The organism is Streptomyces sp. CA-249302, assembly GCF_050936785.1.
Lineage (GTDB): Bacteria > Actinomycetota > Actinomycetes > Streptomycetales > Streptomycetaceae > Streptomyces.
The window spans coordinates 653026-677155 of the sequence record NZ_JBNJMG010000001.1; the positions used below are offsets into that span (position 1 = coordinate 653026).

Annotated in this window: 26 protein-coding genes; 14 read left to right on the forward strand and 12 right to left on the reverse strand. The window is 72.4% G+C overall.

What is annotated here, in order from left to right:
• Positions 1-132: 132 nt before the first annotated feature.
• A complete protein-coding gene (locus ACQEWB_RS02905) occupies positions 133-543 on the forward strand; it encodes an STAS domain-containing protein (RefSeq protein WP_432826672.1) in 411 nt (136 codons plus the stop codon).
• Here the strand turns inward: ACQEWB_RS02905 and ACQEWB_RS02910 are convergent.
• Positions 540-1541, reverse strand: coding sequence for an Acg family FMN-binding oxidoreductase (locus ACQEWB_RS02910; protein ID WP_432826674.1), 1002 nt, complete (start codon positions 1539-1541; stop codon positions 540-542). The genes ACQEWB_RS02905 and ACQEWB_RS02910 overlap by 4 nt on opposite strands.
• A gap of 295 nt (positions 1542-1836) precedes the next feature.
• Here ACQEWB_RS02910 and ACQEWB_RS02915 point away from each other — a divergent pair, with 295 nt between their 5' ends.
• The 4 genes from ACQEWB_RS02915 to ACQEWB_RS02930 all read left to right on the forward strand — a co-directional run bounded on the left by ACQEWB_RS02915 (position 1837) and on the right by ACQEWB_RS02930 (position 4633).
• Positions 1837-2406: an Rv1733c family protein gene (locus ACQEWB_RS02915; protein WP_432826676.1), complete on the forward strand. Its 570-nt coding sequence runs from the start codon at positions 1837-1839 to the stop codon at positions 2404-2406.
• A gap of 176 nt (positions 2407-2582) precedes the next feature.
• On the forward strand, positions 2583-3575 hold the full coding sequence (gene dhaK / locus ACQEWB_RS02920; RefSeq protein ID WP_432826678.1) for a dihydroxyacetone kinase subunit DhaK: 993 nt from the start codon (positions 2583-2585) through the stop codon (positions 3573-3575).
• A 46-nt stretch (positions 3576-3621) separates the two neighbouring features.
• Positions 3622-4230, forward strand: coding sequence for a dihydroxyacetone kinase subunit DhaL (gene dhaL, locus ACQEWB_RS02925; RefSeq protein WP_432826680.1), 609 nt, complete (start codon positions 3622-3624; stop codon positions 4228-4230).
• Positions 4223-4633 (forward strand): PTS-dependent dihydroxyacetone kinase phosphotransferase subunit DhaM, encoded by a 411-nt coding sequence (locus ACQEWB_RS02930; RefSeq protein WP_432826682.1) that lies wholly within the window; start codon positions 4223-4225, stop codon positions 4631-4633. The genes dhaL and ACQEWB_RS02930 overlap by 8 nt, the downstream gene beginning before the upstream one ends.
• 9 nt (positions 4634-4642) lie before the next feature.
• Here the strand turns inward: ACQEWB_RS02930 and ACQEWB_RS02935 are convergent, their stop codons facing one another.
• Positions 4643-5281 (reverse strand): TetR/AcrR family transcriptional regulator, encoded by a 639-nt coding sequence (locus ACQEWB_RS02935; protein WP_432843623.1) that lies wholly within the window; start codon positions 5279-5281, stop codon positions 4643-4645.
• A 120-nt stretch (positions 5282-5401) separates the two neighbouring features.
• Here ACQEWB_RS02935 and ACQEWB_RS02940 point away from each other — a divergent pair, with 120 nt between their 5' ends.
• Complete coding sequence (locus ACQEWB_RS02940) at positions 5402-6163, forward strand: SDR family NAD(P)-dependent oxidoreductase (RefSeq protein ID WP_432826684.1); 762 nt, start codon at positions 5402-5404, stop codon at positions 6161-6163.
• 13 nt (positions 6164-6176) lie between these two features.
• Here the strand turns inward: ACQEWB_RS02940 and ACQEWB_RS02945 are convergent, their stop codons facing one another.
• Positions 6177-6872, reverse strand: a complete 696-nt coding sequence (locus ACQEWB_RS02945; protein WP_432826686.1) for a glycoside hydrolase family 75 protein — start codon at positions 6870-6872, stop codon at positions 6177-6179.
• 399 nt (positions 6873-7271) lie between these two features.
• Here ACQEWB_RS02945 and ACQEWB_RS02950 point away from each other — a divergent pair, with 399 nt between their 5' ends.
• Complete coding sequence (locus tag ACQEWB_RS02950; protein ID WP_432826688.1) at positions 7272-8243, forward strand: fibronectin type III domain-containing protein; 972 nt, start codon at positions 7272-7274, stop codon at positions 8241-8243.
• Positions 8244-8409: 166 nt separating this feature from the next.
• The gene (locus ACQEWB_RS02955; RefSeq protein WP_432826690.1) at positions 8410-8955 is read left to right on the forward strand and encodes a hypothetical protein; all 546 of its coding nucleotides are present in this window, start codon (positions 8410-8412) and stop codon (positions 8953-8955) included.
• 12 nt (positions 8956-8967) lie between these two features.
• Here the strand turns inward: ACQEWB_RS02955 and ACQEWB_RS02960 are convergent, their stop codons facing one another.
• From ACQEWB_RS02960 to ACQEWB_RS02975, 4 genes are all read right to left on the reverse strand, one after another.
• Entirely contained in the window at positions 8968-9519 is a 552-nt protein-coding gene (locus tag ACQEWB_RS02960) for a PadR family transcriptional regulator (protein WP_432826692.1), read from the reverse strand.
• Positions 9520-9548: 29 nt separating this feature from the next.
• Positions 9549-11564 carry an FAD-dependent oxidoreductase gene (locus ACQEWB_RS02965; RefSeq protein WP_432826694.1) on the reverse strand — a complete coding sequence of 672 codons (2016 nt, stop codon included), beginning with the start codon at positions 11562-11564 and terminating at the stop codon, positions 9549-9551.
• 92 nt (positions 11565-11656) lie between these two features.
• Entirely contained in the window at positions 11657-12025 is a 369-nt protein-coding gene (locus tag ACQEWB_RS02970; protein ID WP_432826696.1) for a hypothetical protein, read from the reverse strand.
• A 103-nt stretch (positions 12026-12128) separates the two neighbouring features.
• Positions 12129-12998 (reverse strand): hypothetical protein, encoded by an 870-nt coding sequence (locus ACQEWB_RS02975; RefSeq protein WP_432826698.1) that lies wholly within the window; start codon positions 12996-12998, stop codon positions 12129-12131.
• A 283-nt stretch (positions 12999-13281) separates the two neighbouring features.
• Between ACQEWB_RS02975 and ACQEWB_RS02980 the strand changes: the two genes are divergently transcribed.
• Together ACQEWB_RS02980 and ACQEWB_RS02985 are read left to right on the forward strand one after the other, a co-directional pair.
• The gene (locus tag ACQEWB_RS02980; protein WP_432826700.1) at positions 13282-15348 is read left to right on the forward strand and encodes a SpoIIE family protein phosphatase; all 2067 of its coding nucleotides are present in this window, start codon (positions 13282-13284) and stop codon (positions 15346-15348) included.
• A 133-nt stretch (positions 15349-15481) separates the two neighbouring features.
• On the forward strand, positions 15482-16204 hold the full coding sequence (locus ACQEWB_RS02985) for a hypothetical protein (protein WP_432826702.1): 723 nt from the start codon (positions 15482-15484) through the stop codon (positions 16202-16204).
• 95 nt (positions 16205-16299) lie between these two features.
• Here ACQEWB_RS02985 and ACQEWB_RS02990 read toward each other — a convergent pair whose 3' ends face one another.
• Positions 16300-17085 (reverse strand): putative protein N(5)-glutamine methyltransferase, encoded by a 786-nt coding sequence (locus ACQEWB_RS02990; RefSeq protein WP_432826704.1) that lies wholly within the window; start codon positions 17083-17085, stop codon positions 16300-16302.
• Positions 17086-17258: 173 nt separating this feature from the next.
• Positions 17259-18302, reverse strand: a complete 1044-nt coding sequence (locus tag ACQEWB_RS02995) for a hypothetical protein (protein ID WP_432826706.1) — start codon at positions 18300-18302, stop codon at positions 17259-17261.
• Between the two features lie 81 nt (positions 18303-18383).
• Between ACQEWB_RS02995 and ACQEWB_RS03000 the strand changes: the two genes are divergently transcribed.
• Positions 18384-18821 (forward strand): MarR family winged helix-turn-helix transcriptional regulator, encoded by a 438-nt coding sequence (locus ACQEWB_RS03000; RefSeq protein WP_432826707.1) that lies wholly within the window; start codon positions 18384-18386, stop codon positions 18819-18821.
• Here the strand turns inward: ACQEWB_RS03000 and ACQEWB_RS03005 are convergent.
• Positions 18818-19528: a GNAT family N-acetyltransferase gene (locus ACQEWB_RS03005; RefSeq protein WP_432826709.1), complete on the reverse strand. Its 711-nt coding sequence runs from the start codon at positions 19526-19528 to the stop codon at positions 18818-18820. The genes ACQEWB_RS03000 and ACQEWB_RS03005 overlap by 4 nt on opposite strands.
• Positions 19525-20439, reverse strand: a complete 915-nt coding sequence (locus ACQEWB_RS03010) for an NADP-dependent oxidoreductase (RefSeq protein ID WP_432826711.1) — start codon at positions 20437-20439, stop codon at positions 19525-19527. Before ACQEWB_RS03010 ends, ACQEWB_RS03005 begins: the two co-directional genes overlap by 4 nt.
• 152 nt (positions 20440-20591) lie before the next feature.
• Here ACQEWB_RS03010 and ACQEWB_RS03015 point away from each other — a divergent pair, with 152 nt between their 5' ends.
• From ACQEWB_RS03015 to ACQEWB_RS03025, 3 genes are all read left to right on the forward strand, one after another.
• Positions 20592-21197, forward strand: coding sequence for a sulfite oxidase-like oxidoreductase (locus ACQEWB_RS03015; protein ID WP_432826713.1), 606 nt, complete (start codon positions 20592-20594; stop codon positions 21195-21197).
• Positions 21190-21945: a ferredoxin reductase gene (locus ACQEWB_RS03020; protein WP_432826715.1), complete on the forward strand. Its 756-nt coding sequence runs from the start codon at positions 21190-21192 to the stop codon at positions 21943-21945. The genes ACQEWB_RS03015 and ACQEWB_RS03020 overlap by 8 nt, the downstream gene beginning before the upstream one ends.
• Before the next feature lie 167 nt (positions 21946-22112).
• Positions 22113-22730, forward strand: a complete 618-nt coding sequence (locus tag ACQEWB_RS03025) for an Rv1733c family protein (RefSeq protein WP_432826717.1) — start codon at positions 22113-22115, stop codon at positions 22728-22730.
• Between the two features lie 16 nt (positions 22731-22746).
• Here the strand turns inward: ACQEWB_RS03025 and ACQEWB_RS03030 are convergent, their stop codons facing one another.
• On the reverse strand, positions 22747-24105 hold the full coding sequence (locus ACQEWB_RS03030) for an 8-oxoguanine deaminase (RefSeq protein ID WP_432826719.1): 1359 nt from the start codon (positions 24103-24105) through the stop codon (positions 22747-22749).
• Positions 24106-24130: the final 25 nt, after the last annotated feature.

Below are 24130 nucleotides of genomic sequence, written 5' to 3' on the forward strand. Positions count from 1 at the left end.
CCCGCCCCGCCGGAGAGCGACCCTCGAACACGCCCCGCCGCGATCACGTGGGGCCGTCCGGTCCCGGTGATCGGCCCAGTCGGGGCCGAGCGGCCCTTCCACCGGTCCCGGCCCCCGGGTTTTGCTCTGTGTATGGCCGAAAACGACACCAGGCCCGCGCCCTGCCACACGGAACGCGTCGTCGACGGCACCACCGTGGTGGAACTGCGCGGCGACATCGACATCCTCACGGCGACGCGGCTCTCGGTGCGCCTCGACGCCCTGACCGCGGGTGCTCGCACCGATCTGGTGCTGGACCTGCGCCCCGTGACCTTCATCGACTGCAGCGGCCTGCGGCTGCTGTGCCGGACGCGCAACCACGTCCTCGCGCGGCACGGCAGGCTCCGGCTGGTCTGTGACAGCGGCCGTCTGCTGCACATCCTGCGTCCCGTCGGCCTGGCCGGCGTCTTCGAGCTCCTGCCGGACCTGCCCACGGCCCTCTTCGAGCACTCCGGGGCCGAGCGCCGGAACGCGGTCCCCGTCGCGGCGGGCCGTGCGGGCTAGCGGTTCGGAATCTCCGCGTCCAGCACCTTCTCGGGAGCACGGCGCGGGGTGGCCGGGCCCTCCGGCCCGTAACCCAGGCGGATCAGCATCTGCGCGTGGCCGGTGTGCTCCGGATCCGGGCTCAGCAGGCGGCGCAGGTCGGGCCACTCCATCGGCTGGTGCAGCAGGGACGCGCGCAGGCCGAGGGCGGTGGCCACGAGCAGGACGTGCTCGAGTGCCTCCCCGGCCCGCAGCCAGTCCGTGCGCCGGTCGTGCTCGGTCCTGAGCAGGGCGACGAGCGGGGTGGCCTCGAAGTCCTGGGCCGACAGCCGCGCGGGGTGCCGTGCGGCGGTGAAGTCCCGCATCGGGAGGTGCTCGCGCGCGTCCTGCGGGCCGAGTGCCGTACGCGGCAGTCCCGTGTCGTTCGGCTCGTCCGGATCGCGGTGCACCCAGCGGCGGCTCTCCCTGCCACGGTCGGCGTCGACGCGGTTGCGGCGCTCGGCCTCGGAGGTGACGCGCAGCAGCCGGGTCATCTCTGCCGCCTCGGGGAAGGTCAGCGCGGCTCCTTCCGCGTGAGCCGCCTCGGCCAGTTCGGCGCACACCTGCTTCGGCACCACCCGGTCCGAGAACGGGAAGCGGCTGCTGTGCCTGCGCCAGATCGCCTGGTACAGATCGCCGCGGTGCTCCGTGGCGTGCCGGCTCGGGGATCCCGTGGGCCGTACGGTGGCCAGCAGCCCGGGCTCCTGGGGACGCGGAAGCAGTCGTACGACGGCTGCCCAGCCGAAGTGGGCCACGGCGACGCGGAGGTTGAAGACGGATGCGCCCACCGACAGATGGAGCGCCCGGCCGACCGGATCGAGATGGCGCAGGCCCCGGTCCGTGGCCGCACGCACTTCGAACGCCAGGTCCTCGGGATCGAGCCGGAAACGCCAGGGCTGGGTGTTGAAGAACGAGGGCGCGGCCACGGCGGCCGCGATGCAGGCTTCCAGGGTCTCGGCGTCGAGAGGCGCGGATCGCATGGTGCCCTCCTCCCGCACGGATTCGGTACTGGTACGGCTGTCATTCGAGGGTGGGCCCACCGCGCCGCCCGGGTGAGGGGCCGATGGTCCCTCGTAGGCGGCCGGCCAGGCCCCGGAATCCGGCCGCCGCGCGGGCGGAGCACGTCGCGCGCGGCCGTCACCACAGGGTTGAACGGCCCATTCGTGTCACCGACTTGGTCCCGGTCGGCCCCACGACTCCCCCTGTCCGGCCCATGCCGCCACGCGCTCGCCGACGTCACCTTGGTTCGCAGTGACGACGAGGAGGTGCGGACCGATGCGTAAGGGGAGGCCGACAAAGCGGTGGCTGTGGCGGTGGCGGGCCAACCCGCTGCGCCGCCGTGACGATGTTCTCGAAGCGTGGCTCGTGCTGGCCGTGTGGGCGGTCGTGGCGCTCGGCGGCACTGTCGCCGGTGTGATCACGGCCCGTACCGCCGACGGCGTGTTCGCAGAGCAACGCGCCGAGCGCACCCCGGTGAACGCCGTCCTCCTCTCGGACGCCCCGCGGGCCGCGGCGAGCGGCTACCGGTCGCTCGTCACGGTCCGTTGGACGCTCCCGGACGGAACCACCCGCACCGACACCACCTTGGTGGAGCCGGGCAAGAGGGCCGGGTCGCACACGGTGATCTGGACGGATGCGCAGGGCGATCCGACCACCGAGCCGCCCAGTCCGGCCTCGGCGGCCGTCGAGGCGGCGTTTCTGGGAGCCTCCGCCGGCCTCGGCGTGACCGGCCTGGTGGCCGCGGGCGGTGCCGCGGTCCGCTGGCGGCTGAACCGACGGCGGGTCGACCAGTGGGGCAGGGAATGGGCCACGGTCGGTCCGCAGTGGGGACACAAGACGAGCTGACCACGGTAGGTGCACGGACGAGGGCGCGGTGACGGACCTGTCACCGCGCCTTCCGGCGCCCCCCGGCGGCCGCAGCACGCCGGGATCCGCCGGACACGTGACCCGCGCGCCTTGAGCGCCGATACTTCCGACTGTACGGATGAAGGAACGGACCCACGTCTCACCAGGAGGAACCCATGAAGATGTTGATCAACGTTCCGGAAACCGTGGTCACCGACGCACTGCGCGGCATGGCGGCCGCCCATCCCGAGCTGACCGTGGACGTGGAGAACCGCGTGGTCGTACGACGGGACGCCCCCGTGGCCGGAAAGGTCGCCCTCGTCTCGGGCGGTGGCTCCGGGCACGAGCCCCTGCACGGCGGATTCGTGGGCCCCGGCATGCTCGCGGCGGCCTGCCCGGGCGAGGTCTTCACCTCGCCGGTCCCGGACCAGATGGTGCGCGCCGCGGCGGCCGTGGACAGCGGGGCCGGCGTGCTCTTCATCGTGAAGAACTACACCGGTGACGTGCTGAACTTCGACATGGCCGCCGAACTCGCCGAGGACGAGGGCATCCAGGTCGCCAAGGTGCTGGTCAACGACGACGTGGCGGTCACCGACAGCCTCTACACGGCGGGCCGGCGCGGCACCGGCGCGACGCTGTTCGTGGAGAAGATCGCCGGCGCGGCCGCGGAGGAGGGGCAGCCGCTGGAGCGGGTGCAGTCCATCGCCCGGCAGGTCAACGAGAACTCCCGCAGCTTCGGTGTCGCCCTCAGCGCCTGCACCACGCCCGCCAAGGGCAGCCCCACCTTCGATCTGCCGCCCGGCGAGCTGGAGTTGGGCATCGGCATCCACGGCGAGCCCGGCCGGGAGCGGCGGGCGATGATGACCTCGGGCGAGATCGCCGAGTTCGCGGTGAACGCGATCCTGGAGGACATGCCGCCGCGCAACCCGGTCCTGGCCCTGGTCAACGGCATGGGCGCGACACCGCTCCTGGAGCTGTACGGGTTCAACGCCGAGGTGCAGCGGGTGCTGACCGACCGCGGTGTCGCCGTCGCCCGCACCCTGGTCGGCAACTACGTCACCTCGCTCGACATGGCGGGCGCCTCGGTCACCCTGTGCCAGATCGACGAGGAGCTGCTCAGGCTGTGGGACGCGCCGGTGCGGACGGCGGGCCTGCGCTGGGGCATGTAGGGCAGCGGGCGAGGGTGTCAACGTACCTACCACGCAAGGAGATCCAGTGCTCGACGCCGACTTCTTCCGCCGTTGGATGACGGCCACCGCCGTGTCCGTCGACCGTGAGGCGGAACGGCTCACCGCTCTCGACTCCCCCATCGGGGACGCGGATCACGGCAGCAATCTGCAACGCGGGTTCCGGGCCGTGGCCGCGACGCTGGAGAAGGAGGCGCCGGGTACGCCGGGTGCGGTCCTGACGCTGGCCGGCCGACAGCTGATCTCGACGGTCGGCGGTGCGTCGGGGCCGCTGTACGGCACGCTGCTGCGCCGGACCGGCAAGGCGCTGGGGGACGACGCCGAGGTCAGCGAGGAGCAGTTCGCGCAGGCGTTGCGGGCCGGGGTGGACGCGGTGATGGCGCTCGGCGGGGCGGCTCCGGGCGACAAGACGATGATCGACGCGTTGGTGCCGGCCGTGGACGCGCTCGGCGACGGCTTCGCCGCGGCCGGCGCCGCCGCCGAGGAGGGCGCGCTCGCGACGACGCCGCTACAGGCCCACAAGGGCCGGGCGAGCTATCTGGGCGAGCGCAGCATCGGGCACCAGGATCCGGGGGCCACCTCGTCGGCGCTGCTCATCGCCGCGCTCCGGGAAGCGAGCGAGGCGAACGGTGAGTGACGACAATCCGGTCGGCATCGTGCTGGTCTCGCACAGTGCCGAAGTGGCCGCGTCCGTCGCCGAGTTGGCGAAAGGGCTGGCGGGCGGCGGCACTTCGGTGCCCGTCGCCGCGGCGGGCGGCACGGAGGGCGGCGGGCTCGGCACCAGCTCGGAGCTGATCGCCGCCGCGGCCGCCTCCGTGGACCGCGGCGCGGGCGTCGCCGTGCTCACCGATCTCGGCAGCGCCGTCCTCACGGTGAAGGCCCTGCTCGCCGAGGGCGACGAACTCCCGGACAACACCCGGCTGGTGGACGCCCCCTTCGTGGAGGGCGCGGTGGCGGCGGTCGTCACGGCGTCGACCGGCGCCGACCTCGCGGCGGTGGAGGCGGCGGCCGCGGAGGCGTACACGTACCGGAAGGTGTGAACCGGGCTCTCAGGTGAGGCCGGCGGCCACGGCGGCGAGCGCCGCCCGCATCGTCCGGGTCAGCTCGGCCTCCGCCGCCGTGCGGTCCAGCTCCGTGTCGGCGCTGCTCCAGGCGTAGTACTCGACGGCCGCGCGCAGTGCCGCGTTGAACATCGCCGCCTGGATGGCGGGACGCAGGTCGTCGGCGGGCAGTCCGGCGCGCTCGGCGAGGGCGCGGGCGAAGGCCGGTTCCGCCTCGTCGTACGTCTGGAGCCAGACGGCGCGCAGTCCCGGTTCCGTACGGGTCAGCCGGACCAGCGCCCCCACGGTGGCCCGGTCGGGCCCGGTGACGATCCGCAGGTCCGACGTGACCTCCCCCTCGAAGATCTCCTCCAGCGGCCGCCCCCGCCCCCACTCCCGCAGCCGGGCGGCGAGCATGTCGATGCCGGCCGTGAACAGGGGCCGTACACACGCCTCCTTGCTCGGAAAGTAGCGCCACACCGTCCGGGCCGAGACGCCGACCGCCTGTGCGATCTGTTCGCCGGTGGTCGCCGCGACGCCCTGGGTGACGAACAGGTCCACCGCGGCGCGGGCGATGTCCAGCCGGATCTCGGCCTTGCGTTCGTCGGTCAGCGGCGGTCGTCCAGTGCGTCCGCGGGCGGCGGTCATGCGGTCCTCCGGCTTGAAGGTGATCACTCCTCCGGAATTCTCCACCACGACTTTATGTCACTTGAAGACATTAAGTCGTATGGTGGCCCCGTACAGGAACCACAGGAACAGGAGCACCACATGGCCGGCGGATTCGACGGACGCAGCGTGATCGTCACCGGAGCAGGCTCGGGCATCGGCCGCGCCGCCGCCCTGGCCTTCGCCGCGGAGGGCGCCCGGGTCGTGATCGCGGACCTGAACGCCGAGGGCGCGGAGAAGGTCAGGTCGGAGATCGAGGAGGCGGGCGGCACGGCGGTCACCGTCGCCGGCGACCTGAGCGAGCAGGCCGTGGTGGACCAGGTGGTGAGCACCGCCGTGGACGGCTTCGGCGGGGTGGACGTGCTGGTGAACAACGCCGGGATCATGGACCGCATGTCGGCGCTGGCGGACGTGGCCGACGCCGAGTGGGAGCGGGTGATCCGGGTCAACCTCACGGCCCCGTTCCTGCTCACCCGGGCGGTGCTGCCGCACATGCTGGCGGCGGGCAAGGGTGCGATCGTGAGCACCGCCTCCGAGGCCGGTCTGCGGGGCAGCGCGGCGGGTGCCGCCTACACGGCCTCGAAGCACGGCGTGGTGGGGCTGACCAAGAACCTGGCCGTGATGTACCGCAAGCAGGGCATCCGCGCGAACGCCATCGCGCCCGGCGGCACGGCGACCAACATCGCCGTGGACGCCGACCAGGCCGCGCACGGACCGGCCGCGCTGGGCCCGCACTTCGTCAACGTGGGGCGCATCGCCCAGCCCGAGGAGCAGGCCGCCGCCATCCTGTTCCTCGCCTCGGACGCGGCGAGCAACATCAACGGCGTGGTCCTGGCCGTCGACGACGGCTGGTCGGCCGTCTGACCCGAGGGCCGCGCTATTTGCTCTTCACGAACATCCGCGCCAGCCGCTGTCCGGTCGCGACGGCGGCGGCGTGGTCCTCGATCGGCTTGACCTGCGAGTCCTTGAAGACGATGTAGGTGACGCCGGAGGGCGTGCCGCCGCCGCGCGGGTCCGGGGTGATGCCGAGGCCCTTGGCGGTGGCGTAGGACGCCTCGCCGATGATGTCGTGCGGCCCGACGTCGCCGACGACCGCGTACTGCACCCGGTCCCGGTACACGACGGCGGCGACCGCGCCACCGCGCACGCCGTGCTCGCGGTGGTTCCAGATCCGGCTCACGGACGGCACCACGATGTACGGCAGCCGTTCGGCGCTCAGATAGCGGCCGTCGGACTGCTGGTAGGCCGTGAGCGAGGAGAACAGCGGGTCGCTGCGGCGGTTGCAGCGCGGGCCGGTCTGTCCGTCGCAGTCGATGTCCATGTCGGACTTCCAGAAGACGGCGTCCCGGGTGCCGCAGACCGGGATGTTCGCCGGCATCCCGTCGTCGCTGCGGTAGCGCCCCCGGGAGATCTGGACGCAGTCACGCACCTTGGCCAGCAGGTCGGCGGCACGGACGTCTCCCTCGCGCCAGGCCACCGGCTCCTGAGCGAAGCGGAACTCGGCGGCGGGCAGCGCGGCGGGGGCGAGCAGGGCGGCGCAGGCCGCGGCCAGCGTGAGCGACTGGACACGCACGATAAGGGACCCTCTCCTGGGCGACACTGACGGACACTCAGCCCAATGTGGTGCCGTTCCGATCATGCGGCCACCGCTGGGGGTCCGGACGGTGCACACCCGCGCCACGGCAGGGGTTCACGAACTGCACGCAGGGGCCGGGGACCTGAGCCTGCGTCGGCTCCGGCCGCCCGGCCACCCGCGTCACGGCGCGGGAACAGCGACGACAGCGGCCCGCGCCACCGGCATGAACTCCCGAGCCCTCATGGAGAGTTCGGCCGTGAGGAGCTTCAGCATACGTAACTCCCGCGCGGGGTCACCAACACCCTCTCACCTCACCCCACCCTCTTGATGTGATCGCGTCAGCAGCGTCATATTGGTACGGACCATTACAGCCGCGCCTTCCGGGGAGGCAGAGCCGTGCGTCGAGCCGCCGTTCTCCTGTACCGATCCCTCGCGTTGTACACGGCGGTGGCCCTGCTCGGGGCCTGCGGGCGGAGCGAGGCCGACGAGGGCCGTGTGCCGCCGGCGCCCGTGGGTGTCACGGCCGCGGCGGGCAGCTCGACCAGCGTCCACGTGATGTGGAACGCCGTGTCGGCCGAGCCCCGGATCAGCGTCTACGAGGTGTACCGCGGCCGTACGAAGGTGAGGGAGGTGCCGGGTTCGGAGCACATGGTGGACGTCATCGGGCTCAGGCCGTCCACCGGGTACGTGTTCACCGTGCGGGCGCGGGACACCGAGGGCCGCCTCGGCCCGCCCGGCCGCGAGGCGCGCGCCTCGACGCCCGCGGCCGTGGCGGCGGACGACCGGGCGCCGACCGCGCCCGGCAAGGCGCAGGGCCGGGCGGTCGGCAGCCGGGCCGTCCAGTTGTCCTGGTCCGCCGCCGGCGACGACACGGGTGTGGTGTCGTACGACGTCTACCAGGGCGCCTCGAAGATCCACAGCGTGGGCGGGAACCAGACGGCGACAGTGGTGACGGGCCTGCGGCCGGGCACCCGTTACGCCTTCACCGTCCGGGCCCGTGACGCGGCCGACAACGTCTCGGCCCCCGGCACCACCGTGCGAGTCACCACCCCGGGCACGGACGACGGCCGCGACACCGCCCCCACCGGCTTCCGCGCGACGACCCACCGTACGGACGGGGCCTACTACCTCGACCTCGCCTGGGTCCCGCCCCGCGCGGACGGCGTGATCGCCGAGTACCAGATCCGCCTGGACGGGCAGTCGGCCACCTCGCTGGTGTACGGCGGGAAGGCGCCGCGCGACCGGGCGTCGTACTCCTTCTATGTCGGCCGGGATGCGGGCGTGACCCATCGGGTGCGGATCAGGGCGAAGCTGCCCGACGGGACCTGGGGCGGCTTCTCCGCCGAGCGGACGGTGACCACGGGGTGAGCGCCCTTCTCTGGGCCGGACGATGGAATCCGTCACCTGCCCGGCGGTCGCCCGCATGCGCGGCGGGGCCGGGGCACGTTGGCTTCCCCTGAGGCAGCACGGGCGTTTCCCGACCCTCGGCGGCGCTAGGGATGTACCGCCGACCGTGCCGCCGGAGGGCAGTCCCATGCGCAACTCATCGCTTCTCCTCCGCTCCGGCCTGGCCGTGGCGGCCGCCGCGCTTCCGGTCGCCCTGGCAGCCACGCCCGCCGCGGCCCTGGGCACGGGGATCTCCGTCAGCACCAGCGGCTCGACCGTGTCGGTGACGACCACGGTGTGCAACCAGACCAGTTCCAACGGCATGTGGGGCACCGCCTCGCTGCTCAACAGCAGCCAGGCGAACTTCGCCCAGGGCCGGCAGGTCGCCCTGTCGGGGACGACCAGCCTCCAGACGGCGGCCTGGCAGGGTGTGAGCCCCGGCACCTACACCGTCGTGGTGATGTGTGCGTCCAACAACAGCACCGCGGGCTCGCAGTCGGTCATCGTCTCGGCCGCCTCGTCCCCGACGATCTCCGCGACCTCCTCGCCGTCGCTCGGCGTCATGGGCGGTCTCGGCGGTGCCGTCCGCGACTACGGCCCGCTCACGCTGGGAGTGGGCAGTGCCCTGGTCGGTACGGGCGTCATCGCGACCGGCTGGTACCTGCGCCGCCGCGCGAAGCCGTACCGCCTCTGAGGGCCCGCGGACTCAGGCCGTGTCCGCGTCGGGAAGCCGGTCGAATTCCTCCAGCGCGTGCGTGAGCCACTGCGTCCAGAAGGTCTCCAGGTCGATGCCGGCCCGCAGCACCAGGTGCTGGAGCCGGTCCTGGGGAGTGTCCTTGCCGGGCGGGAAGTCACGCTTCTCGATCTTCTCGTACTCCGCCAACTGCCGCTGGTGCAGGGCGAGATGGCGGCGCAGGTCGGCCTCGATGCCGTCGGTGCCCACGACGGCCGAGGCGCGCATCCGCAACAGCAGGGGGTCGCGGTGCGGCTTGGGGTCCTGGGGCGCGGCGGTCCAGCGGGCCAGTTCGGCGCGGCCCGCGGGCAGGACCTCGTAGCTCTTCTTCTGCCCACGGGCCGGCTGCTCGGTCGGCAGCGCCCGGATGTGCCCCTCGGCCTCCAGTTTTCCCAGCTCGCGATAGATCTGCTGATGGGTCGCCGACCAGAAGTAGCCGATCGACCTGTCGAACCGGCGGGTCAGGTCCAGCCCCGAGGACGGCTTTTCCAGCAGGGCGGTCAGGATCGCGTGCGGGAGTGACATGCGGTCATCCTAGGGACGGCGGCCGTTGCCTAGAGGGCGGCCGCGACCTCGGTGCCCTGCTTGATGGCGCGCTTGGCGTCCAGTTCGGCGGCCACGTCGGCGCCGCCGATCAGGTGCGCGCTGCGGCCTGCGGCGACCAGTTCCTCGTACAGGTCGCGGCGCGGCTCCTGCCCGGCGCACAGCACGATCGTGTCGACGGGCAGCACGGTGCTCTCCTCGCCGACGGTGACGTGCAGTCCGGCGTCGTCGATGAGGTCGTAGCTGACGCCCGGGACCATGGTGACACCGCGGTGCTTGAGCTCGGCGCGGTGGATCCAGCCGGTGGTCTTGCCGAGGCCGGCGCCGACCTTGGTGGTCTTGCGCTGGAGCAGGTGGACGGTGCGCGGTGGCGCGGTCCGCTCGGGCGCGGCGAGGCCGCCGGGTGCGCGGTAGTCCATGTCGACGCCCCACTGACGGAAGTACGTCGCCGGGTCCTCGTGCGCCTTGTCGCCGCCGTCGGTGAGGAACTCGGCGACGTCGAAGCCGATGCCGCCCGCGCCGAGGATGGCGACGCGGTCGCCGACGGGGACGTTGTCGCGCAGCACGTCCAGGTAGCCCACGACGCTGGGGTGGTCGACGCCGGGGATGTCGGGGGTGCGGGGGGTGACGCCGGTGGCGACGACGACCTCGTCGAAGTCCGCCAAGTCCCCGGCCTCGACAGGGGTGTTGAGGCGTACGTCCACGCCGTGGGCGTCGAGCTGATGGCGGAAGTAGCGGAGCGTCTCGTCGAACTCCTGCTTGCCGGGGACCTTGCGGGCGACGTTGAGCTGGCCGCCGACCTCGCTCGCGGCGTCGAACAGCGTGACCTCGTGGCCGCGTTCGGCCGCCGAGACGGCACAGGCGAGTCCGGCCGGTCCGGCGCCGACGACGGCGACTCGCTTCTTCAACCGCGTTGCGGTGAGCACGAGTTCGGTCTCGTGGCAGGCGCGCGGATTGACCAGGCAGGAGGTGATCTTGAGGCTGAAGGTGTGGTCGAGACAGGCCTGGTTGCAGCCGATGCAGGTGTTGATGGCCTCCGGTTTCCCGTCCGCGGCCTTGGCGACGAAGTCGGGGTCGGCGAGCATCGGGCGGGCCATGGAGACCATGTCCGCATGGCCCGAGGCGAGCAACTCCTCGGCCAGTTCTGGGGTGTTGATGCGGTTGGTGGTGACGAGCGGGACGGCAACCTCGCCCATGAGCCGCTTCGTCACCCAGGTGTAGGCGCCGCGCGGCACGGAGGTGGCGATGGTGGGGATGCGGGCCTCGTGCCAGCCGATGCCGGTGTTGATGATGGTCGCGCCGGCCGCCTCGACGGCCTTGGCGAGCGTGATCACCTCGTCGAGGGTCGACCCTCCCGGCACCAGGTCCAGCATGGACAGCCGGTAGATGATGATGAAGTCCTCACCGACGGCCTCGCGCACCCGCCGCACGATCTCGACCGGGAAGCGCATCCGGTTCTCGTACGAGCCGCCCCAGCGGTCGGTGCGCCGGTTGGTCTGCGCGGCGATGAACTCGTTGATGAGGTAGCCCTCGGAGCCCATGATCTCGACGCCGTCGTAGCCGGCCTGCCGCGCGAGGCGGGCGGCGCGGGCGTAGTCGTCGATGGTCTGCTCGACCTCGTCGTCGGTGAGCGGGCGCGGCGGGAAGGGGCTGATCGGCGCCTGGAGCGGGCTCGGTGCGACCAGCTCCTGGTGGTAGGCGTACCGCCCGAAGTGCAGGATCTGCATGGCGATCCGGCCGCCCTCGCGGTGCACCGCCTCCGTGATCACGGCGTGCTGCTCGGCCTCGGCGTCGGTGGTGAGCTTCGCGCCTCCGTCGTACGGCCGCCCCGCCTCGTTGGGCGCGATGCCGCCGGTGACGATCAGCCCCACTCCCCCGCGGGCCCGGGCGGCGTAGAACTCCGCCATCCGCTCGAAGCCGCGCTCGGCCTCCTCCAGACCGACGTGCATGGAACCCATGAGCACGCGGTTGGGCAGCGTGGTGAAGCCCAGGTCGAGCGGGGTCAGCAGGTGGGGGTAGCGGCTCATCGGGCCCTCCGTCGCGGTGTCGTGCCTCTGTTGTAGACGACCGCGAACGGTTTATGCAACTAGTTGCAAAAGAGGGCGGGCCCGATCGACACTCAGCGGCTTTCCAGAACCACGTGCAGCTCCCGCTCCTGATCCCCGGACGCGGACGAGAGGTCGCGCACCGTGAACATCGAGTCCAGGGTCGTGCGCAACCGCTCGATCGCCCAGTAACCGCCCTGCGCGTCGGCCTCCACCGAGGACGACAGTCGCTTCGGCGCCGGACAGGTGTGCGCGTCGGTCACCTCGAACGTCCCGATCCACACCATCGGCCGCGTCTCATGAAGCTGCTGCGGCACCTCGTCGGCCCCCCGGTCGGACTCGAAGCACGCGCACAGCGTGTCGAACACGATCCGGGCGTCTTCCTTGCTGCATCCGCTGATCTCGAGGGAGACGGACTCGTCGTGCAGTCGCTCACGGTCCATCGTGATCGCTCCTCTCCTGGGGTGGGCGCGGCCGTGCGGGTTCCCCGCGAACCGCGCCACATCCCCAGAAAAGCACCACTGTCCCGGCGGGACCAGCGCGAGCTCAGCTCTTGGTGAAGCGGTACGTCTTGCTGTCCGTCAGGATGCAGAAGCCGGGCGACATCACGATCACGCGCAGGGTCCCGGTACGGCGGTCGTAGTCGATGCCCTCGGCCTCGAAGGTGCCCGAGCAGGAGCTGCGCAGCGGGAGCTGGCGCAGGGCGGTGACATGCCCGGTGACGTCGCTCGTCCCGGGCCGGCCGGACAGGTCGATCTGGAGCAGCGGCTTGGTGTAGCCGAAGAGGCTGCCGTCCGGGTCGTCCGAGGAGCACAGCAGCGTGGTCGCGCCGGTGAAGTCGCAGCCCTGGACGTCGCGCACGGCGTGGTCCAGGTTGACGACGGAGGCCAGCGGGAGGTTGGCGGACGGCGAGGTGCTCTTGTTGGCACCCGGCGTCGGGAAGACCAGGAAGCGGGTCATCGTGCCCCACTCGCCGGAGAGCATGTACTGGCTGTCGGGCGAGATCGCGTCCCAGGAGTTGTTGAGGGCCTCGCCGGAGGCGAGCGTGTGGACGTATTCCGACCAGGTGCCGTCGGGGGCCTGGGCCCGGTACATCTTGGCGGTGCCGGAGTCCGCCTGGTACGGCTCGACGTAGTAGCCGTCGTAGGACTCGTCGGGGTCGCCGACGTGGTTCCACCCACGGCTGGAGACGCTCACCGGGATGGTGCCGATGCCGGTGTACCGGTTGGCGCTGTTCGCCGGGACCTCGACCGAGGTCAGGCCCTGGCTCTCGGTCAGCGGGTCGGCACGGTCGGAGCCCACCTCGGTCCAGGTGTCGGCGGCCGACGCGGGCGGGGCGGCCGACAGGACCGCGGCGGTGGCGAGGAGGGCCGCGGTGAGGGCCGTGTGACAACGTTGCCGGGCGCGCAGGGGCATGGGAGGGCTCCTCCATGGGGGGGGGTGGGCGCGGGGCGTGCTCGGCGGACAGTCTGGCCCGGCACCGTAGGCATGTACAGACCAAATAGGTAACGGGGGCTTTCGACTCGGTGACGTTCCGTGCCGGGTACTGTCGTCAGCGCTGCGGGGGACGGTCCCGGGTGTGTTGAGGGATGGTGGAGGTGGGCGACGGAGGCGTCACAGGGACGGTTGAGCGCGGTAGAACAGGGGAGTCGGCACGGGGGACGGCGTGCCGCGTGAACGGGCGAAGGCGGTGCGTGGAATGAGTGCACCCGGGTTTCCGGTGGCCGAGGGCGAGGAGTCGGTGGGCCCGAGCGGCCTGCTCGACGTGCTGCGCGTGGCCTCGGTGGTGCTGGACGCCCGTGGCCACATCGTGCTGTGGAGCCCGCAGGCCGAGGAGCTGTTCGGCTATCCGGCGCGGGAGGCGCTCGGTCAGTACGCGGCCCGGATCATGGTCCACGAGGAACACCTCGACCTGGTGGTCAAGCTGTTCGCCGACGTCATGCTCACCGGCCAGAGCTGGGCCGGGGCCTTCCCCATCCGCCGCAAGGACGGCAGCACGCGGCTGGTGGAGTTCCGCAACATGCGGCTCCTGGACGACCACGGCGACGTGTACGCGCTGGGGCTGTGTGCCGACCGTTCGACGGTACGGCGGCTGGAGCGGGACGTGGCGCTGTCCACGCAGGTCATCGCCCAGTCCCCGGTCGGCCTTGCCGTCCTCGACACCGATCTGCGCTATGTGTCCGTCAATCCGGCGCTGGAGCGGCTCAACGGGGTTCCCGCCGCCGAGCACATCGGCCGCTCCGTCCGCGAGGTCCTGCCGCTCCTCGACGTCGACGCCATCGAGTCGGCCATGCGTCAGGTACTGGAGACCGGGCGTCCCGTCGTCGACCACAAGACGGTCGGACGGACTCCGGCCGACCCGGAGGACGAGCGAGCCTGGGTGATCTCGCTGTACCGGCTGGCGGACGCCACCGGGACCGTGCTGGGCCTGGCGGGCTCGGTCGTGGACGTCACCGAGCAGCACCGGGCGGGCATAGAGGCGGAGGCCGCACGGCGGCGGCTGGCTCTGATCGCGGACGCCTCGGCCCGCATCGGCACCACACTCGAACTGGACCGCACCGCCCGCGAGTTGGCCGATGTGGCCGTGCCGGAGCTCGCCGACATCGCCGCCGTCGACCTGCTCGAAGCCGTGGTCGAAGGCAGACGCAGCAGCCTGGGCCCGTCCGAGTCGGCGGTGATCCGGGCCCTGGCCGTGGAGGCGCACGACGCCCCGGAGGCGCTGCGCGCGGCCGATCCGCCCGGGCAGGTGGCCCGGTACGGCCCGGACCGCCTGGTCACCGAGTGCGTGCGCACCGGCCGGCCGGTGATGGTGGCCGAGGTCGAGCCCGCGGACCTGCCCCGCATCGCCCGCTCCCCCGAGTCGGCCGAACTGCTGGCCCGGGCCGGCGTCCACTCCTATCTGGCCGTGCCGCTGATCGCGCGCGGCGAGGTGCTGGGCGCCCTCGATCTCAAGCGGACGCGCAATCCGGTGCCGTTCGGCGAGGACGACCTGCTGCTCGCCCGGGAGCTGGCGGCCCGTGCGGCGGTGCAGATCGACAACGCCCGCTGGTACCAGAACGCCCGCGACACCGCCCTCACCCTCCAGCGCAGCCTGCTGCCCAGCCACCCGCCGGTCACCGGTGGCCTGGAGGTCGCCTCCCGCTACCAGCCGGCGGGCGCGACCACCGAGGTCGGCGGCGACTGGTTCGACGTGATCCCGCTGGACGGCGGCAAGACGGCGCTCGTGGTGGGTGACGTGATGGGCAGCGGCATCAACGCGGCCGCCACGATGGGCCGGCTGCGCACGGCGACGAACACGCTGGCCTCGCTCGACCTCGATCCGGCGCGGCTGCTGGAACATCTGGACCGGATCACCGAGGGCCTGGACCACTCCATCGCGACCTGCGTATACGCCGTCCACGACCCGGAACTGCGGCAGTGCCGGATCGCCAACGCCGGCCACCTGCCGCCGGTCCGGCTCCGCGCCGGGCGTCCCCCGGAGCTCCTCGAACTGCCCACCGGGGCCCCGCTGGGCGTCGGCGGTGTCGCGTTCTCCACCACCACGGTCGACCTGGAACCCGGCGACCGCCTCGTCCTCTACACCGACGGCCTGGTCGAGACCCGCCAGCACCCGCTCGACGAGCGCCTGGACGCGCTGCTGGCCCTGCTGGACGGCCCGGACCGCCCCCTGGAGGAGGTCTGCGACCTCCTGCTGCGCACCCTGCACCAGCCGGACAACTCCGACGACGTGGCACTGCTCATCGCCCGCGTGCAGAAGACGAGTTGACGCTCCGCGCGGACCGGGAGCGTACGCCCGGTTTTCACAGGTTTTGATTACCTGACCCTTATCGCCTCCATCGCACAATCACAGCAAGGCATGGCATGGGGATGCCGGGTGCCGTGGCCGATGGGAGCGAGCCGTGACGCACGAACCGGACCAGCATGGCGAGACGACACCGGACTGGGAAGTGATGACCGGCCCGGGCGGTCCCGAGAGCGCGCAGGAGCCCGCCTGGGACCGGGTCTGGCGTGGACGTTCCGCGCGGTCCCGCGCGGTGATCGCGGCGGCGACGGTCGCCGTACTGGCCCTCGGCGGCACGGTCGCGTACGCCGCGACCAGCACCGGATCGGGTACGAGCAGCGCCACGCCGTCCGCGTCCGGCTCGGCGTCGCCGTCCCCGGGCGGTCCCGGCGGCAGGCACGGCGGCCGGTGGTTCGACTTCGGCGGCATGGGCGTGCACGGCGAGTCGACCGTCAAGGACCAGGACACCGGCAAGTGGGTCGTCCGGGTCTGGCAGCGCGGCACCGTCGAGAAGGTGTCCGGCGACCAGGTGACGGTGAAGAGCGAGGACGGCGCCGAGTGGGCCTGGACCGTCGACTCGGACACCGCCGTCCTGCACGACGGCACGAAGAGCACCGGGACCGGTGACCTGAAGAAGGACGAGACCGTCTTCCTGGTCGGCACCCGTGCGGACAGCGGCACCAGGACGGCGACCCGCGTCCTCTCCGGCACCTTCGACGGCAAGGGACAGGGCGGCGACGGCCGCCGCGGGTTCCCGGGCCACGGCCCGCGGGACTGGCGCATGCCGTCGCCGCCGGCCAGCCCGGCACCGAGCCCTTCGGGGAGCGGCGCGACGACGTGAGGAACGGGCGGCGGCCCGGGAACTGACGACCGCAGTGAGTGGGCGTCCCGGGCAACGCCGTAACGTGCACGACGGCGTTGCCCGGCCCGCGTGCCCTAGGCTCCGGTGCCGATCACCACATGCGCGTACCGCTCCTCGTCGGTCGCCACACATGCAGTGAGGCCGCTGCCGGTGAACACTTCCACGGCCGCCGGCACCTGCGCCTCGCTCGTCTCGACCAGCACACAACCCCCCGGCGCCAGCCAGCGCAGCGCCCCCGCCGCGACCCGGCGCAGGACGTCGAGGCCGTCGCCGCCGCCGTCGAGGGCGACGAGCGGTTCGTGGTCGCGGGCCTCCGCGGGCAGCAGGCCGACCTCGCCGGTGGGGACGTACGGCACGTTGGCCGCCAGGATGTCGATACGGCCGCGCAGGCCGGCCGGCAGGGCCTCGTACAGGTCGCCTTCGTGGACGTGGCCGCCGGCGCCGGCGACATTGCGGCGGGCGCAGCGCACCGCGGCCGGGTCGATGTCGGCGGCGTGCAGTTCGACCTCGCCGAGCGCGGCGGCGAGGGCGGTGCCGACGGCACCCGAGCCGCAGCACAGGTCGACCACGACCGATGCGTGCGGGGCCTGGGCGAGGGCCTGTTCGACGAGGAACTCGGTACGGCGGCGGGGCACGAAGACGCCGGGTTCCACCGCGATCCGCAGACCGCGGAACTCGGCCCAGCCGAGGACGAGTTCGAGGGGAAGGCCGGCGACCCGGCGGTCGACCAGGCCGGACAGTTCCTGCGGGGTGCGGGCGGCGGCCAGGATCAACCGGGCCTCGTCCTCGGCGAAGACACAACCGGCGGCGCGCAGCGCGGCGACGACGGAGTCACGGGCGGACGGAGAAAGAGGGGGCATGGAAGCCGAGAGCCTTTCGGGGATTCGAAGGGCGCTCTCGCGGTCGCCTACCGGCGGTGATCCGCGTCGACTCGAGGTGAGAGCACCCGACCTGCCACAGCGGTAATGGGTCTCACCTCCTCGGTTTCCGACGGCCGGGCGATCCACGGCCGTCGGCCACACTACCCCAACCCTCAGACGCCCACGGTCTCCTCGACCTCCTCTTCCTCGGCCTCCGCCGCCTCGCGGACGACCGGTGCGACGGCGGGTTCGGACACCGCCGCCTTGGTCCGCTCGTAGGCGGCCGCGATCCCGGTGAGGGCGAGTCCGAGGAGCAGCCAGGCCGCCAGCGTCCACACGTTGCGGGACAGGCCGTCGCTGCCGAAGTACAGGAGGCTTCGGGTGCCCTCGACGAATCCGGCGCCGTTCCAGAAGGCGTGCAGGGTGCCGAAGAAGCCGTTCTGGAGGTCGGGGCGGAACAGGCCGCCGGAGCTGGTGAAGTTGAGCATCACGAAGAGCACCATCATGGCGAGGGTGGTCCAGCGCTTGAGGAAGGTGTGCAGGCCCACGCCGATGAAGAGGATGCCCGCGGAGTAGAGCCAGGCCATGCCCCACAGGCTCGTGAGGTCGTGGTGGGCGAGGTGGAAGACGGGTCCGGCGAGCAGCGCGCCGATGCCGCTCACGACCGCCGAGACGCCGAGCGCCAGCAGGGCCCGGACCCGGATCGGCAGGGCGGAGCCGGCGGCGCCGAGCGCGGCGACGGAGGCGTAGGAGCCGATGCTCAGCGCGATCAGCAGGAAGAACAGGCCCTGTCCGGTGGGGTCGTCGTCGACCGGGGCGGCGATGTCCGTCACCTTCAGCGGGACGCCCTGGGCGGCGGCGACCGGCGTGAAGACCTTCTCGACGGCCGTGGTGTCCATGCCGGAGGCGGCGGAGGCGACCACGAGCTCGGGCGACTTGGCGCTCGGGACGTAGGCGCCGGTGATCTCACGGGACTTGAGCAGGTCGACGGCCTCGTCGCGGGTGTCGACCGTGCGGACGTCGAGCTTGTCCCCCGCCTGGTCCTTGACCGTCTGCGCGAACACCTTGGCCTCGGGCCCGGAGCCGACGACGGCGACCGGCAGGTGGTGGGGCTCCGGGGTGACGAACGCCCCCATGTACGCGAGCCCCATGCCGACGCACATCAGGAGCGGGGTGATCAGGTGCGTGAGCACATGGCGCAGCGCCGGCGACCTCATCGCTGACGACCTCCAATGGTTGGCTTATACAACTCTCTCTTCAAGTTGTACTATACAACCAAGCGAGTGAGGGAGGTACCGATGGACGCGGACGAGGCCGTGGAGACGATCCAGCGCGAGATGACGGTCTTCGCCCGCCGGGCCCGGGCCTCGGCGGGACGTATGCACCCCGAGCTGTCCCTGGTGTCGTACACCCTGCTCGGACACCTGGAGGAGAGCGGCGGCTGCCGGGCCACCGACCTGGCCGCGCACTACGCGCTCGACAAGTCGACGGTCAGCCGGCAGGTGGCCGCGCTGGAGCGGGCCCGGCTGGTCGAGCGGCGTGTGGACCCGGACGACCACCGCGTCCAGGTCCTGCATCTGACCGGGGCGGGCCGTCAAATCCTTGCCCAGGTGACCGACAGCCGACGGGCGGCCTTCCGGGAGCGGCTCGCGGACTGGGCACCGGAGGATCTGGAACGGTTCGCCGACTGTCTCGTGCGCTACAACTCGTGGGCGCCCCCGGAGGGCGAGGTCTAGGAGACGGCCAACTCCCTCTGGCCCGAAGTGTGTTGGGGTGAGCGGGCGGCGCCGAAGACGGTGGTGCGGCGCAGGGCGAAGCCGAGGGACTCGTACAGGCGGATGGCGGTGGTGTTGGCGGCGGCGGTGTGCAGGAACGGGGTCTCGCCGCGTTCCCGGATGCCGTGCGCGACGGCCAGGATCAGCCGGGTCGCCAGGCCCTCGCCGCGGTGGGCGGAGTCGGTGCAGACGGCGCTGATCTCGGTCCAGCCGGGCGGGTGCAGCCGCTCCCCCGCCATGGCTACGAGGGCGCCGTCCCGCCGTATGCCCAGGTAGGTGCCGAGCTCGATGGTGCGCGCCTCGAAGGGGCCGGGGCGGGTGCGGGCGACCAGGTCGAGCATCTCGGGCACGTCGGCGGGGCCCAGGCGGACGGCCTCCGGGTCCGGCGCGGTGTCGAGGCCGTCGTCGACGAGCTGTACGCCGTCGAGCCTCAGGGTGACCTCCCAGCCGTCCGGCACCTCACCCCGGAAGCCGGGCAGCGGCACCTCGGCGCCGGGGCCCCAGAGCCCTGCCAGGTCCGCCCAGTCCTCGGCGTCGGGTTCGTCGGGCAGCGCGAGCCAGGGCGAGACGTCGACGGGGTAGCGCAGCACGCGGCCGCGCCGCTCGGCGAAGTGCGCGTGCGGGCCGGTCAGGGAGGCCAGGGCGGGGTTGTCGAGTATGTCGCTCATCCGGCGACCTCGATCACGATCTTGCCGCGGGCGTGGCCGTCCTCGACCGTGCGCAGCGCCTCGCCGGACCGCTCCAGCGGGAAGGTCTGGGTGACGTGCGGGTCGAGGGCGCCGTTCACCACGAGATCCGCGGCGGCCGCGAGGCCTTCGGAGGTGCGGGAGCGGGCGACACGTGCGCCGCCCAACCGCTCCACCACCTCGGGCGGCGCCCCTGCGGTGATCAGCTTCGTCCGGTCGGTGAGCAGGGTCGCCGCCTGAGCGAGGACCTCGCCGCCGACCAGGTCGTACACGCCGTCGACGGTGCCGGGGACCCGCTCGGTCCAGCCGGGACCGGACGGGACGTGCACCGCGCCGAGGCCTTCGACGAAGTCCTTCTTGCCGTCGCTGGACACTCCGACGACCCGCAGCCCGAGCGCGCGGGCGATCTGCACGGCCGCGACACCGACCCCGCCGCCCGCACCGGTGACGAGCACGGTGGCGCCGGCCGGCAGGTCCAGCTGGCGGATTCCGTCGTACGCGGTGACGGCCGCGACGGGCAGGGTCGCCGCGTCGATGAAGGACAGGCCCGCGGGCTTGTGGGCGATCAGGTCGGTCGAGAGCAGCGCGTACTCGGAGTACCCGCCGACGACCGGGCGGCCGAAGACCGCGTCCCCGGCGGCGAAGCCCTCGACGCCCGCGCCGAGCTCCTCGACCACGCCGGAGACCTCGTTGCCGAAGTAGGCGGGGAAGGCCCGCTCGCCGGTCTCGCCGGGCCGCCGGTAGCCGGTGCGCTGCTTCCAGTCGACCGGGTTCACACCGGCGGCACGCACCGCGACGAGCACCTGACCGGGGCCGGGCACCGGCCGGTCCACCTCTACCAGCTCCTCGGTCTCCGGTCCGCCGTACCGGGTGAAGACGTACGCCTTCGGCATCGCTCCCACTCTCCTTCGCTCGCGCCTGGCATCAGTCGGCAAGGAAGATCGGCGAGCTGCTATTCCCCGCGCACGGGAGAGTTCATACGGCCGCAATGATCGCCGCCCTGACCAGGGGCGGAGCACCGACGACGGCAGCGTACGGTTGAAGCATGAACGTCACCCGAGGCTTCACCGGACGCGCCCGCGTCCACAACCAGGGGCTGCCGCCCGGCCAGTACGACGCGGGCGACGACTGGCCCGTGCTGTCCGCCGAGGTCACGCCCGAGCTTCCGCCCGCCGACTGGACCTTCCGCGTCGACGGGCTCGTGGAGCGGCCGCGGAGCTGGGACTGGGACCAGGCGCACGCACTGCCGACGTCGGCGTACGAGGGCGACATCCACTGCGTGACCAGCTGGTCGAAGTTCGGGGTGCGGTTCGGAGGTGTGTCACTGGACGCCTTCTTCGATGTGGTGCGCCCACATGTGTCCGCCACCCATGCCGTCGCCTACTCGCACACCGGGTACACGACGAACCTCCCCCTCTCCGACCTGACCGGTGGACGTGCCTGGATCGCCTTCGAGTACGAGGGGAAGCCGCTCGACCCCGAGCACGGTGGCCCGGCGCGGCTGCTGGTGCCGCACCTGTACTTCTGGAAGAGCGCCAAGTGGATCGCGGGCATCCGGCTCCTTGACCACGACGAGCCGGGGTTCTGGGAGCAGAACGGCTACCACGCGCGGGGCAACCCGTGGGAGGAGCAGCGGTACTCCGGTGACTGAGGCCTTCACTCCCACCACCCGCTTCGCCGTGCCCGGCCGGATCGCGGTGAGCAACCGCGCCGCCGCGGTGTGGCAGACCGCCACGCTCACCGAGATCCGCCGTGAGACCCCGCACGCCTCGACCTTCCGGTTCGCGGTGCCCGCCTGGGCGGGGCATCTTGCGGGCCAGCACCTGATGCTGCGGCTGACCGCCGAGGACGGCTACGCGGCCCAGCGGCACTACTCGATCGCGTCCGCGCCCGACGACCCGGGGCACGTCGAGCTGACCCTGGACCATGTCGAGGGCGGCGAGGTGTCGGGCTGGTTCCACACCCTGGCCAGGCCCGGCGACGAGGTCGAGGTGCGCGGCCCGCTGAGCGGCTTCTTCGCCTGGCCCGGCGACCGGCCCGCGCTGCTGATCGGCGCCGGCTCCGGGGTCGTACCGCTGATGTCGATGGTGCGGCACCATCGGGCGCGCGGCCTCGACGTGCCGCTGCGGCTGCTGGTGTCCGCGCGCAGTCCCGAGGAGCTCATCTACGCGCGGGAGTTCGGCGCCGAGACGACACCTGTGTTCACGCGGAGCGCGCCGGAGGGTGTGCCGGTGGGACGTATGGCCGCCGCACATGTGGCGCCGCTCCTGGCCGAGCCGCCCGCAGATGGCTGGGAGGCCTATGTGTGCGGCTCGAACGCCTTCGCCGAGCATGCCTCGCGGCTCCTCGTCGCGGTCGGCCAGCCCGTGGACCGGATCCGGATCGAACGCTTCGGCTGACCGGCAGCTGATACGTCCGATACCGGTCCGTCGAGCGGCATGAGGGATCTCCCGCGGGTTGGGTATCCGGTTGTCACGGGCACTCGCGCGCAAACACGGTGCGGAGAGACAATACGGACCTGACAGGTACGGCCCCTCCGGCTCCGATGACGGCGAGGAGGTCGACAATGCGAACCCGGGTGCGCGGCTGGCGCTGGCGGCGCAATACGCTGCGGCGCCGGTCGGACGTCGTCGAGGCGTGGACGGCGCTGCTCGTCACGGTCCTGCTGTTCGTGGGCGCCCCGCTGGCGGGCCTGCTCGTCGGCTGGTGGGCGCACGACGAGGCGCGGTCCGTCGCGGCAGCGGAGCGGGCCGAGCGGCACCGGGTGCGGGCCGAGGTCGTCGGCACCACGCCGGACCAGCTGCCCTCGGTGCAGGGCGGGCGTGAGCACTCGTTCCGGGTGGACGTCCGCTGGACGGATCCGGTCACGGGACCACACACCACCAGGGCGCGCGTCCCCGCGGGCACCCGGCACGGCGACACGGTCGACGTCTGGTTCGACGCACAGAACCGGACGGTCCCCGCACCACCCGGTCCGAGCCAGATCTGGCAGCACACGGTCACCGTCGGCATCTGCGTCTCGGGCGGCACAATCGCCGTGGTGCTTCTGGCCAACGCGGTCGTCCAGCGGGTCGCCCTCGGCCGTCGGCTGACCGAGTGGGACACGGAGTGGGTACGGACGGAACCGCTGTGGACGCGACGACAGGCGGGCGGGCCGGACAGCGGGCCGACGGACACGGTGTGAGGGAGGGCCCAGGCCGCTAGCGGACCTCCTGCATCCGCCGCGCGATCCGCCCGTGGTCCCGCAGCGCCCCGGCCAACCCCGGCAGGACGGGTTCGCCCCGGTCCACCAGCACCCGGCCGCCGACCATCGTCGTCCAGGCACGGGCCGGCCCGCAGCGGAGCCAGGCCTCGACCGGGTCGCTGAGCGCGCCCGCGAGGGCGACCTCGTGGAGGTCCCAGACGACCAGGTCGGCGCAGGCGCCGGGCCGCAGCTGCCCCAGTTCGTCGGCGCGGCCGAGGCAGCGGGCCGAGCCGCGGGTCGCGAGGTCCAGGGCGTCGCGGGCGGTCATGGCGCCGGGGCCGCCGCGGTAGCGGCCCAGCAGCAGGGCGCCCCGCGTCTCCATCCAGAGCGAGGCGTGGTCGGTGGAGGCGGAGCCGTCGCAGCCGATGCCGACGGGCAGACCGAGCTCGCGCATCTCCCGGACGCGAGCGGTGCCGCCGCCGATCAGCATGTTGGAGCTGGGACAGTGCGCCACCCCGACACCCGCGTCCGCGAGGCGGCGCAGTTCGTCGTCGTTCGGGTAGATGCAGTGGGCGACCCAGGTGCGGTCGCTCATCCAGCCGCAGTCCTCGAAGTACTCGACGGGCCGGCAGCCGTACGTCTCAAGGCAGTACGTGTCCTCGTCGTGGTCCTCGGCGAGGTGGGTGTGGAGGCGTACGTCGTACCGCTCGGCTAGTTCCGCGGTCGCCGTCATGACCTCCTTGGTCACCGAGAACGGCGAGCAGGGCGCGAGCGCGACCCGGATCAGCGCGCCCGGCTCCGGGTCGTGGTGCGCCTTGATCAGCCGCTCGCTGTCGGCGAGCACCTCGTCCGTGGTCTGGGTGACGCTCCTCGGTGGCAGTCCCCCGTCCTCGACGGACCGGGTCATCGAACCCCGGGTCGCGTGGAAGCGGAAGCCGATGTCGCGGGCGGCCCGGATCTCGGCGTCGACGAGGTTCGGGCGGGGATGGACGTACAGGTGATCGGATGACGTGGTGCAGCCGCCCATCAGCAGCTCGGCCATGCCGACGTACGCGGACACGTACGCGGCCTCCTCGTCGAGGGCGGACCACAGCGGGTAGAGCGTGGTCAGCCAGTCGAAGAGGGTGCCGTTCACAGCGGGGGCGTAGGAGCGGGTGAGGTTCTGGTAGATGTGGTGGTGGGTGTTGATCAGACCCGGGGTGACCAGCCGCCCACCTGCGGAAACGGTCGTACCCGCCTCGGGTTCGCTGCCTGCCTCACCCACCGCCGTGACCCGACCGTTCGTGACGGCCACCCAGCCGCCGGGGATCTCCCGGTCCCCGTCCACGACCAGCATTCCGGCGTCCTTGACCAGCAGATCCACGACTGACGACATGGCGTCATCGTAGAGGCGTGGTCCG